Origin of the sequence: Bradyrhizobium australafricanum (assembly GCF_020329495.1) — a bacterium.
GTDB lineage: Bacteria > Pseudomonadota > Alphaproteobacteria > Rhizobiales > Xanthobacteraceae > Bradyrhizobium > Bradyrhizobium australafricanum.
In genome coordinates this window covers 1-10,331 of record NZ_JAGKJL010000123.1, presented here as the reverse complement: position 1 = coordinate 10,331, position 10,331 = coordinate 1, and the positions used below count along the sequence as shown (strand labels likewise).

The following is a 10,331-nucleotide window of genomic DNA, read 5'->3' as shown; positions in this document are numbered from 1 at the left end:
AGCACCAGATGCGAGCGCGGCGCTGGACGGGCGGACGCCTCGAACGGGAGCCCGGCCTGCGCCGCGCGGTGTTGCAACGCCTTCGCCGCGGCTGGTCGCCCGAGCAGGTCGCTGGCCGGCTGGCCCGCGAGCACGGGCGCAAGGTGATCTCCCACGAGACCATCTACCGCTTCATCTATGGCCAACTCAGGCGCACCACGGACTTCAACTGGCGGCGCTATCTGCCGCGCGCCAAGAGCAAGCGCGGCTGCCGCGGCAAGCGGGGCGGCAGCCCCGCAAGCTTCATCGAAGGCCGTGTTTCCTTGGCAAATCGGCCGCTCGAAGTGGCCGACCGCAGCGTGCCCGGACACTGGGAGGCCGATGCGGTCAGGCCGTGCTGACCGTGCACGAGCGCACCTCGCGGCTGCTGCTCGGCATCCGCCTTGCCAGCAAGGTCGCGCGCGGTGTCGCCCGCCATCTCGTGGGCTTCTTCGCGACCCTTCCACAAGAGCTGCGCCAGAGCGTTACCTTCGACAACGGCACCGAGTTCGCCAGGTCACCTGGCGCTGCACCGCCTCTCGATCGCGACCTTCTTCTGCGATCCCCATGCCCCCTGGCAGAAGGGTGGCATCGAGAACGCCATCGGCAGGATGCGCCGCTTTATTCCCCGCAAGACGGATCTCGTAACCCTCTCGACCGCCAGATTCCGCCAGTTCATCGCCGCCTACAACAACACCCCGCGCAAATGCCTTGACTACCGCACGCCTGCCGAGTCCTTTGCTCAAGTGTTGCACTTCGAATGTGAATCCACCTCCTGGCTTTCGCCAGGACGACGCCGGAGTGCGGGTATTCGAGCGGGCCAACCCCCGTGCGCCTCCTGCATGGCGTACGTCCGTTTGCGCCGGTTGATCGGCTTCGACCCGCTCTCCATAGTGCGCCCGATTGGGGGCTCCCGCCGGGGCTTCGAGGCGGGACCACCGATGATTGACGTGACGGCTGCGGATGAGGCGAGCGACGACGCGCGGGCGCGCAGCAATGTGTGGCGGCTTGCGGCGGCGCAGGCGCTGACCGGCGCCAATTCGGCGGTGATCTTCGCCACCGGCTCGATCGTCGGCGCGACGCTGGCACCCGACGTCTCGCTCGCGACGGTGCCGCTCTCGATGTATGTGCTCGGGCTTGCCGCCGGCACGCTGCCGACCGGTGCGATCTCGCGCGCCTACGGACGACGCGTCGCCTTCATCATCGGCACCTTCTGCGGCACGCTGACCGGCGCGCTCGGCGCCTGGGCGATCCTGCATTCATCGTTCTGGCTGTTCTGCGGCGCGACCTTCCTCGGCGGGCTCTACGGCGCCGTCGCGCAGTCCTACCGATTTGCCGCCGCCGATGGCGCCAGTGTCGCGTTCCGGCCCAAGGCGGTGTCCTGGGTGATGGCCGGCGGCGTGTTCGCCGGCGTGCTCGGGCCGCAGCTCGTGCAATGGACCATGGACATCTGGCCGCCCTATCTGTTCGCGTTCTCCTTCGTGATGCAGGCGCTGGTCGCGCTGGTGGCGATGGCGGTGCTCTCGGGCGTCGACGCGCCGAAACCTGCGGCTGCGGACCTGCATGGCGGCCGCCCGCTGCTCGAGATCGCAAAGCAGCCGCGCTTCATCGCCGCGGCGCTGTGCGGCGTGATCGCCTATCCGATGATGAATCTGGTGATGACCTCGGCGCCGCTCGCCATGAAGATGTGCGGGCTGTCGGTCAGCGATTCCAATTTTGGCATTCAGTGGCACATCGTTGCGATGTACGGCCCGAGCTTCTTCACGGGCTCCTTGATCGCGCGGTTCGGCGCGCCCGTTATCGTCGCGCTCGGGCTGGCGCTCGAGGCGGTCGCCGCGATGATCGGACTGTCAGGCGTCACTGCGCCGCACTTCTGGGCGACGCTGTTCGTGCTCGGGATCGGCTGGAATTTCGCCTTTGTTGGCGCTTCCGCGCTGGTGCTGGAAACGCACCGGCCGCAGGAGCGCAACAAGGTGCAGGCGTTCAACGATTTCCTCGTGTTCGGCATGATGGCGATCGGTTCGTTCTCGTCGGGCCAACTGCTCGCGCATTACGGCTGGAATGCCGTCAACTGGGTGGTGTTCCCGCCGGTGCTGCTCGGCCTTGCCGTGCTCTCGTTCGCTTCATTCGCCAAGCGACGCGCGAAATTGCGCGCGGTGGAAGAAATCCCGGATCCCAGCATCTAAAGCTTGTCGTTTGACCATGGTCTGTTCGGAAAACCGCTTCGCACTTTTCCGGACCATGCTGCTGCCAATTGCTGACACTTCGATCAGCTTCGAAATGATCCGCTTGCAACGCTGTTCACATCATGGGATCGGATTGGTCCGGCCATGACGATGTGAGAAGCAAGAGCAAGAAATGGACGCATCCTCAGCCACGCTGCCTGATGAATCCTCGCTTGGCTACGAAGGCTGGCGCATCGTCGTCGTCTGCTTCCTGCTTGCGACCTTCGGCTGGGGATTGGGCTTCTACGGCCAGAGCGTCTATGTCGCCGAGCTGCAGCGGCTGCACGGCTGGCCGGCATCGCTGATCTCGTCGGGCACGACCTTCTTCTATCTGTTCGGCGCCGCGTTGGTCGCCTTCGTCAGCGAGGCGATCAAGGCGTTCGGCGCGCGCAGCTGCCTGATCGCCGGCACCTTCGCGATGGCGATCGCAGCGGTTGCGATCGGCGAGGTGCGCGAGCCCTGGCAGCTCTATCTCGCCAATGCGCTGCTGGCGTTCGGCTGGGCCGGCACCAGCCTCGGCATCATCACCAACACGCTCGGCCTGTGGTTCGACAAGAAACGCGGCATGGCGATCAGCCTGGCGCTGAACGGCGCGAGCTTCGGCGGCATCGTCGGCGTGCCGCTGCTGGTGGCGGGGATCGGCACGTTCGGCTTCTCCGGCGCGATGATCGCGGCCGCGGCGCTGCTGATCGTGGTGATGGTGCCTGTCATCCTGATCTTCGTCGGGCAACCGCCGGTGCATCTGCACGCGGTCACGGCCGCCGCGGCCGACGCGCCGTCGGCGACGCAGGTGCGCAGCCGGGCGCTGCGCGACATCCGCTTCCTCTCGGTCTCGATTGCCTTCGCGCTGGTGCTGTTTGCCCAGGTCGGCTTCATCGTGCATCTGATCGCCTATCTTGATCAGGTGATCGGCCGCGAGCGCGCGACGGTGGCGATGGCGCTCTTGACCGCGATGGCCGTGGTCGGCCGCGTCTCGTTCTCCTTCGTGATCGATCGGCTCAACCAGCGGCTAGCATCGGCGCTGTCCTTTGTCAGCCAGGCGGCCGCGCTCGCCGTCATCATCAATGTGCACAATGACGTGGCGCAGATCGCGGCCTGCGCGCTGTTCGGCTTCTCGGTCGGCAATCTGATCACGCTGCCGGCGCTGATCGTGCAGCGCGAGTTCGATCCGCGTGCGTTCGGCGTGCTGGTCAGCCTGATCACCGCGATCAACCAGATCACCTACGCCTTCGGCCCCGGCGTGGTCGGGCTGCTGCACGACCTCTCCGGCAGCTATTCGCTGCCGTTCTACGGCTGCATTGGCCTGGAGCTGATCGCGGCGGCGACGATCATGGCGAAAGGGAAGTAGCTTTCCACCTCCCCTTGAAAAGGGGAGGTCGCTTTGCTCACAGAGCAAAGCGGGTGGGATCTGCTCTCTCCGCTTGCAGCAGAGCCTGCGGCTGACCCCCATCCCGACCTTCCCCCTTTCAGGGGGAAGGGGAATAAAGACCTGTCCCCGGATATCGCTTCGCTCATCCGGGCTACGTTCTACGACTTGCGGCGTGACTTCTTCGCCTTCTTCTCGCCGATCTTGCCGGCCGCCGCGACCCGCAGCAGGCGGCGGAAGGTCGGGCATTCCATGTGGCTCGGAGCCGGGCAGACGGCGGCGTGGCGCAGGCCGTCGCGCATCGCGTTGAGCCTGCGGATGGTGCGGTCGAGCTCGTCGGCCTTGGCAGAAAGCATTTTCCGGTCGATCCGGGGTCTTCCATCGGGCGCGAACATCCTTGCGATCTCGTCGAGCGAGAAGCCGGAGGCGCACCCGAGCGCGATCAGCGCCAGCCGGTCCAGCACCGCCGGATCGAACAGGCGGCGCAACCCGCGCCGGCCATGCGAGGCGATCAGACCCTTCTCCTCGTAGAAGCGCAAGGTCGAGGCGCGCACGCCCGATAGCTCCGCCACCTCCGCGATATCGATGTCCCGCATGGCCCTTGACCTCAAGTTCACTTGAACTGGCAGTATCCAGCCTATCGCTTGCGTAAGGCAAGCATCAACAAGGACGAGAATCATGGGTGTCGCAGCGCAAGTCGACGACGAGCAGGTCAAACTCTGGAACGGCGCCGCCGGCCGCGCCTGGGTCGAGACGCGCGAGGTGCTGGAAGGGATGTTCAGGCCGCTTGAAGAACTGCTCGTTCAGGCGGTGTCCGATGCCGCGGCAAGCCGCGTGCTCGATATCGGTTGCGGCACGGGCGCCACAACGTTCGCCGTTGCCCAATTGCTCCGCCAGCAGGGGCATTGCACCGGCATCGACATTTCCGAGCCGATGATCGCGGCGGCGCGCGCCCGCGCGGAGCGGGAAGGGCGGCCGGTCAGCTTCATCTGCGCCGACGCGCAGACCTATCCGTTCGCGCCCGCGAGCTTCGACATGATCATCTCGCGCCTCGGCGTGATGTTCTTTGCCGATCCGGTGCAGGCTTTCGCCAATCTGCGCCGCGCGGCCCGGCCGGATGCTGCGCTCCGCTTCATCGCCTGGCGCGGCGCCGCCGAGAACCCGTTCATGACGACGGCGGAACAGGCAGCGAAGCCGTTGCTGCCGGATCTTCCGGCGCGGCGTCCCGATGCGCCGGGGCAGTTCGGCCTTGCCGACCGGAAGCGGGTCGAAAATATCCTGGAGGATAGCGGCTGGGACGCGATCGCGATCGAGCCGGTCGACGTCGCCCTCGGCTTTCCGGCATCGCAGCTGGCCCGCTATGTGAGCTGGCTCGGCCCGGTCGGGACGATGCTGCAGGCGATGGAGGAGCCACGCCGCACGCAAGTGATCGAGACCGTGCGCGGTGCCTTCGATCGTTACATCCACGGCAACGACATTCGCTTCACCGCGGTGTGCTGGATGGTAGCGGCACGGGCGCCGGCGAAGACCGCGCATGGTTGAAGCCGCCGAATTTGTGGCGAGCGCGGTGCTGATCGGGATCGGCGCGACCGTCGTAATGGACATCTGGGGGATGGTCCGCAAGCGCCTGCTTGGCGTCCCGTCGCTGGACTATGCGTTGGTCGGCCGCTGGCTCGGCCATCTCGCATCCGGGCGCCTGCGCCACGACCACATCGCCGCGTCACCGCGGGTCGCGGGCGAACGGATCATCGGATGGACCGCGCATTATCTGATCGGGATCGGCTTTGCCGGCGGGCTGCTTGCGATGTTCGGCCTCGATTGGGTGCGGCAGCCCACCATCGCTCCGGCTCTGGTGGTCGGGATCGGCAGCGTGGCCGCGCCGTTCCTGGTGATGCAGCCCGCGATGGGCGCCGGCATCGCCGCGAGCCGCACGCCCCATCCATGGGCGGCGCGGCTGCAGAGCCTCGTGACGCATACGGTGTTTGGGGTTGGGCTTTATGCGGCTGGCTGGCTCGCGCACCCGTTCCTGAACCCGTAGCCCGGATGAAGCGAAGCGCAATCCGGGGACAACATCACCTTACGGCGCGAACCCCGGATTTCGCGGAGCCTGTCATCGGGCGCGCGTTCGCGCGACCCGTTGGCTCCATCCGAGCTACCTCTTCACCTCCCCTTGGAAAGGGGAGGTCGCTTTGCTCGCAGAGCAAAGCGGGTGGGGATCTGCTCTCTCCACTTGCAGCAGAGCCCGCGGCTAACCCCCATCCCGACCTTCCCCCCTTCAGGGGGAAGGGGAAAGCACTCGTAGCCCGGATGGAGCGAAGCGTAATCCGGGAGCAGTATTACCTCATGGAGCGAACCCCGGATTTCGCTGCGCTTCATCCGGGCTACGAAATTATCGCCTTGCGGAATTACGTCGCACGCTGCTTCAGCAGGCCGTCCAGGTCCAGCCGTCGCGTGAACATCGCGAGCTTGCCGTCCGCGCTGCGCGGCCATTCGGTCTCGGGGCGATCCCAATAGAGCTCGACGCCGTTCTCGTCGGGATCGCGCAGGTACAGCGCCTGGCTGACGCCGTGGTCGCTGGCGCCGTCGAGCTGGATGCCGGCCGACAGCACCCGGTGCAGCGCATCGGCGAGCGCCGGGCGGGTGGGATAGAGGATGGCGGTGTGGAACAGGCCGGTGGTGCCCGGCGGCGGGGGATGGCCGCCCTTGCTTTCCCAGGTGTTGAGGCCGATGTGGTGGTGATAGCCGCCGGCCGAGATGAAGGCCGCGTCCGTGCCCAGCCGCTGCTGCAGCTCGAAGCCGAGCACTCCGCAATAGAAGCCGAGCGCGCGTTCGAGATCGGCCACCTTGAGGTGGACATGTCCGATTCGGGTGCCCGCGATGATGGGGGGATTCTCTGGCATGAGCGGACTCCGTTGACGTCAATGCCCCTGCCATCAGGGGCGAGGTTCGCCGCCTGATATAGTCCGGATTTGCCGCCGCCGGAGCGATCGATCCGGAAACGCAGCGTTTCCGAAAGGCGCCACGGTCCGCCGGCGTCTAGCAGAGCTCCGACAACTCGCCGCCGGGCAGCTGGAACTCGAACGTGTTCAGCGTCATCGACACCATGGTGTAGTAGCCGCAGAGGCCGATCACCTCGACCAGGCCGCGCTGGCTCAGCACCTCGACCGCCTCGTCATACAGTGCCTTCGGCAGGCCGTGACCTTCGTGCAGCGCCTTGGCGACGTCGTAGATCACCCTAGCCTTGGGATCGTCGAAGCTCGGCGTCCGGCGCACGCGAATGTCCTCGATGATCTTCGGGTCGAGCCCGCCCTTCAGCGCCAGGCGCTTGTGGGCATACCATTCGTAATGCGCGGTCCAGTGCCGCGCGGTGACGAGGATCGCGATCTCTGACAGTTTTGGCGGAAAGATCGTGTCGAAGCGCAGCACCTCGCCGAGCCGCGTGGCATGCCGTGCCATCTCCGGGCTGCTCAGCCAGGCCATCATCGGCGCCGGTGGCGCGCCGCGCTTGCCGGCGATCGACTCGTCGTAGGTTTCTTTCTGGGCGGCGTTCATTTCGCTAGGCGAAAGCAGCTTCAGCCGCATGTCCGTTTCCTCTTGTTTTTCAAGCGTTACCCCATCTCGGCGATACACCCGATCGCGCGCAGTGAGTAGCGACGCCAGAGCATGGCGCGGCCGCGAGGCATATTGAATTCGGCGGCTGCGTAGGTCTAAGGTCGAATCCAATTCGTCGAATTTGACTGGAAACGCACCATGGCCGACCTTGAGAAATTCCGCGCGGAGACCCGCGCCTGGCTGGAGCAGAATTGCCCGGCGGAGATGCGCAAGCCGATGACCTCGGATGGCGATACCTTCTGGGGTGGCCGCAACACGAAATTCTCGTCCGAAGCGCAGCGCGTCTGGTTCGAGCGGATGCGCGACAAGGGCTGGACCGTGCCGCATTGGCCGAAGGAATATGGCGGCGGAGGCCTCGACGGCGAGGAGGCCAAGATCGTGCGCCAGGAGATGGCTGCGATCGGCGCGCGTCAGCCGCTGACCTCGTTCGGCATCTCGATGCTCGGACCGGCGTTGCTGAAATACGGCACCGAGGAGCAGAAGAAGGAGCATCTGCCGAAGATCACCGCGGGCCTGATCCGCTGGTGCCAAGGTTATTCCGAGCCGAATGCCGGCTCCGACCTCGCCTCGCTGCAGACCCGCGCGGTCGGCGACGGCGACGATTACATCATCAACGGCCAGAAGATCTGGACGTCCTACGCTAACTACGCCGACTGGATCTTCTGCCTGGTGCGCACCGATCCGGCGGCCAAGAAGCATGACGGCATCAGCTTCATCCTGTTCGACATGACCTCGAAGGGCGTGTCCACAAAGCCGATCCTGCTGATCTCGGGCTATTCGCCGTTCTGCGAAACCTTCTTTGACAATGTCCGCGTGCCGAAGTCGCACGTCGTCGGTACCGTCAATCGAGGCTGGGATGTCGCGAAATACCTGCTGCAGCACGAGCGCGCGATGATCTCGGGCATGGGCGAGCGCGGCGTCGGCCGTCCGCTCGGCCAGATCGCCGCCGACTCGGTCGGTGCGGACGCGCAGGGCAAGCTCGACGACGCGCAGCTGCGCAGCCAGATCGCGAGCTTCGAGGTCGACGAGGCCGCGCTCGCTGCCGCGGCGGAGCGCGCGGTCGATCTCGCCAAGGCCGGGCAGTCGCATCCGGCGTTCTCCTCGGCGATGAAATATTACGGCACCGAGCTCAATAAGCGCCGCTATGAGATTCTGATGTCGGCCGGCGGCATCGACGCGCTGGAATGGGAGAGCGACCGCTCCAAAGGCGGCGCCCGCCCGCGCGCCTGGCTGCGCACCAAGGCCAATTCGATCGAGGGCGGCACCTCGGAGGTGATGCTCGGCATCGTCGCCAAGCGCATCCTCGACCTGCCGGGTGCGTGATCGCTGCACCGTCGTTCCGGGGCGTCGCGAAGCGGCGAACCCGGAACCTCGAGATTCCGGGTTCGATGCTGCGCATCGCCCCGGAATGACGAACTCAGACAGTTGCTTAGTACGTTAGATCGGATTTCCAATGGCCCTCGTCCTCACCGAAGAACAATCCATGCTGCGCGACAGTGCGCGCGGCCTTATCAGCGACAAGGCGCCGGTGGCGCATCTGCGCGGTCTGCGCGATGCCAAGGATGCCACCGGCTTCTCGCGCGAGCTCTGGAAGACATTTGCGGAGATGGGCTTCTCCGGCCTCCTGGTGCCGGACCAGTTCGGCGGTAGCGGGCTCGGCTGCGTCGAGGCCGGCATCGTCATGGAGGAGATCGGCCGCACCTTGATGCCGTCGCCGTTCCTCGCGACCTCGGTGCTCGCCGCCTCGGCGCTGTCGCGCGGCGGCAGCGAGGCGCAGAAGGCGCAGCATCTGCCGAAGATCGCCGACGGCTCGCTGCTGGCGGCGCTCGCGATCGATGAGGGCGCCAAGCATCGCCCACTACAGACCAAGTTGCAGGCCACACGCTCCGGCAACGGCTTCAAGCTGTCGGGCGACAAGGGCTTCGTGGTCGACGGCCACACCGCCGATCTCCTGATCGTCGCCGCGCGCACGGCCGGCAGCGCCGGCGACAAGAACGGGCTGACGCTGTTCCTGGTCGATCCGAAGGCGAAGGGGCTCGCGGTCGAGCGCACCGCGATGGTCGATTCGCACAACGCGGCGCGCATCGTGTTCGACAATGTCGAGGTCGACGCCGACAGCGTGCTCGGCGAGGTCGATCAGGGCTTCGGGCTGCTCGAGGGCGTGCTCAATATCGGTCGCGGCGCGGTGGCGTCCGAAATGGTCGGCCTCTCCGACGAGGTGTTCGGCCGTACCGTGGCCTATCTGAAGGAGCGCAAGCAGTTCGGCAAGGCGATCGGCGAATTCCAGGCGCTGCAGCACCGTGCCGCGCAGCTCTACATCGATATCGAGATCACCCGCGCCGCGGTGCTGAAGGCGCTGCAGGCGCTCGATACGGACATCGACAAGGCCGCCACCGCGGTCGCGGTGGCAAAAGCCCGCGCCGGCACCACCGCGACGCTGGCCGTGCAGGAGGGCGTGCAGATGCATGGCGGCATGGGCATGACCGACCAGTTCGACATCGGCTTCTTCATGAAGCGCGCCCGCGTCTGCCAGGAGCTGTTCGGCGACAGCAACTTCCACACCGACCAGCTGGCGAGCGGCAAGGGGTACTGAGCCGCCGCATCGTCGTCGTCGCGCACACTGTCATCGCCCGGCTCGCCGTCTTCGCTAAAACTTCGGCGCGCCTGAAAGCGAAAGCCTCGTCGAAGCCTTGGCGTAGACGGGACCGGGCGTTCCAGTGTTCCAGAGACGTCAACGCTTGAGCCGAGAAGCCGCGGCGTACCGGATCACCCGCTTTCGCGGGTGATGACACCGAAGCCGTACAGCATACTCACTGTCGTCCCTGCGAAAGTGTTCAGTCCCGTGAGTTTAGCAACGGCCTGGATCGGGGCCTGGTAGCCGAGGCATTTGAGGCGAGTCCGGTTGTAGTCGTGGACGAACCTGGCGATGAAGGCGTCGCGATCGGCATGGTCGATGAAGGTCCGCCGGGCGCTGCCGCGCTTTTGTTCGCGGCCAATGGCTTCGGCGATACGCCGGTTGAAGCGTTCGACGAGGCCGTTGGTCTGCGGGTGGTAAGGCTTGGTCAGGCGATGCTGGATGCCGCGCTGCTTGCAGAGCCGATCAAAGGGGT

General features: G+C 66.0%; 9 protein-coding genes and 3 pseudogenes. 7 read left to right on the top strand and 5 right to left on the bottom strand.

What is annotated here, in order from left to right:
• The 3 genes and pseudogenes from J6525_RS47945 to J6525_RS44910 all read left to right on the top strand — a co-directional run.
• Positions 1-791, top strand: a pseudogene (locus J6525_RS47945) (IS30 family transposase); the annotation flags it as partial.
• A gap of 168 nt (positions 792-959) precedes the next feature.
• The gene (locus tag J6525_RS44915; RefSeq protein ID WP_076834898.1) at positions 960-2,204 is read left to right on the top strand and encodes an MFS transporter; all 1,245 of its coding nucleotides are present in this window, start codon (positions 960-962) and stop codon (positions 2,202-2,204) included.
• A 172-nt stretch (positions 2,205-2,376) separates the two neighbouring features.
• On the top strand, positions 2,377-3,591 hold the full coding sequence (locus tag J6525_RS44910; RefSeq protein WP_225649433.1) for an MFS transporter: 1,215 nt from the start codon (positions 2,377-2,379) through the stop codon (positions 3,589-3,591).
• Positions 3,592-3,770: 179 nt separating this feature from the next.
• On the opposite strand, the gene J6525_RS44905 is transcribed toward J6525_RS44910, so the two are convergent.
• Entirely contained in the window at positions 3,771-4,205 is a 435-nt protein-coding gene (locus tag J6525_RS44905; RefSeq protein WP_225649432.1) for a helix-turn-helix domain-containing protein, read from the bottom strand.
• Positions 4,206-4,287: 82 nt separating this feature from the next.
• Here J6525_RS44905 and J6525_RS44900 point away from each other — a divergent pair, with 82 nt between their 5' ends.
• Together J6525_RS44900 and J6525_RS44895 are read left to right on the top strand one after the other, a co-directional pair.
• On the top strand, positions 4,288-5,151 hold the full coding sequence (locus tag J6525_RS44900; RefSeq protein WP_225649431.1) for a class I SAM-dependent methyltransferase: 864 nt from the start codon (positions 4,288-4,290) through the stop codon (positions 5,149-5,151).
• Complete coding sequence (locus J6525_RS44895; protein WP_225649430.1) at positions 5,144-5,647, top strand: DUF2938 domain-containing protein; 504 nt, start codon at positions 5,144-5,146, stop codon at positions 5,645-5,647. The genes J6525_RS44900 and J6525_RS44895 overlap by 8 nt, the downstream gene beginning before the upstream one ends.
• Positions 5,648-6,014: 367 nt before the next feature.
• On the opposite strand, the gene J6525_RS44890 is transcribed toward J6525_RS44895, so the two are convergent.
• Both J6525_RS44890 and J6525_RS44885 read right to left on the bottom strand, forming a co-directional pair.
• Positions 6,015-6,509, bottom strand: coding sequence for a VOC family protein (locus J6525_RS44890; RefSeq protein WP_092078873.1), 495 nt, complete (start codon positions 6,507-6,509; stop codon positions 6,015-6,017).
• A gap of 136 nt (positions 6,510-6,645) precedes the next feature.
• Positions 6,646-7,191, bottom strand: a complete 546-nt coding sequence (locus tag J6525_RS44885; RefSeq protein ID WP_092078870.1) for a carboxymuconolactone decarboxylase family protein — start codon at positions 7,189-7,191, stop codon at positions 6,646-6,648.
• A 168-nt stretch (positions 7,192-7,359) separates the two neighbouring features.
• On the opposite strand from J6525_RS44885, the gene J6525_RS44880 reads away from it, so the two are divergent.
• Together J6525_RS44880 and J6525_RS44875 are read left to right on the top strand one after the other, a co-directional pair.
• Positions 7,360-8,544 (top strand): acyl-CoA dehydrogenase family protein, encoded by a 1,185-nt coding sequence (locus J6525_RS44880; protein ID WP_225649429.1) that lies wholly within the window; start codon positions 7,360-7,362, stop codon positions 8,542-8,544.
• Between the two features lie 130 nt (positions 8,545-8,674).
• Positions 8,675-9,814: an acyl-CoA dehydrogenase family protein gene (locus J6525_RS44875; RefSeq protein ID WP_225649428.1), complete on the top strand. Its 1,140-nt coding sequence runs from the start codon at positions 8,675-8,677 to the stop codon at positions 9,812-9,814.
• Positions 9,815-9,987: 173 nt separating this feature from the next.
• On the opposite strand, the pseudogene J6525_RS44870 reads toward J6525_RS44875, so the two are convergent.
• Both J6525_RS44870 and J6525_RS47810 read right to left on the bottom strand, forming a co-directional pair.
• Positions 9,988-10,245: pseudogene (locus J6525_RS44870) on the bottom strand (hypothetical protein); the annotation flags it as partial.
• Positions 10,221-10,331: pseudogene (locus tag J6525_RS47810) on the bottom strand (integrase core domain-containing protein); the annotation flags it as partial. The pseudogenes J6525_RS44870 and J6525_RS47810, both read right to left, overlap by 25 nt.

Coding starts and splice junctions, on each gene's coding strand:
- J6525_RS44915 (WP_076834898.1), top strand. CDS start 960: ATGATTGACGTGACGGCTGCGGATGAGGCGAGCGACGACGCGCGGGCG.
- J6525_RS44910 (WP_225649433.1), top strand. CDS start 2,377: ATGGACGCATCCTCAGCCACGCTGCCTGATGAATCCTCGCTTGGCTAC.
- J6525_RS44900 (WP_225649431.1), top strand. CDS start 4,288: ATGGGTGTCGCAGCGCAAGTCGACGACGAGCAGGTCAAACTCTGGAAC.
- J6525_RS44885 (WP_092078870.1), bottom strand. CDS start 7,191: ATGCGGCTGAAGCTGCTTTCGCCTAGCGAAATGAACGCCGCCCAGAAA.
- J6525_RS44890 (WP_092078873.1), bottom strand. CDS start 6,509: ATGCCAGAGAATCCCCCCATCATCGCGGGCACCCGAATCGGACATGTC.
- J6525_RS44895 (WP_225649430.1), top strand. CDS start 5,144: ATGGTTGAAGCCGCCGAATTTGTGGCGAGCGCGGTGCTGATCGGGATC.
- J6525_RS44905 (WP_225649432.1), bottom strand. CDS start 4,205: ATGCGGGACATCGATATCGCGGAGGTGGCGGAGCTATCGGGCGTGCGC.
- J6525_RS44875 (WP_225649428.1), top strand. CDS start 8,675: ATGGCCCTCGTCCTCACCGAAGAACAATCCATGCTGCGCGACAGTGCG.
- J6525_RS44880 (WP_225649429.1), top strand. CDS start 7,360: ATGGCCGACCTTGAGAAATTCCGCGCGGAGACCCGCGCCTGGCTGGAG.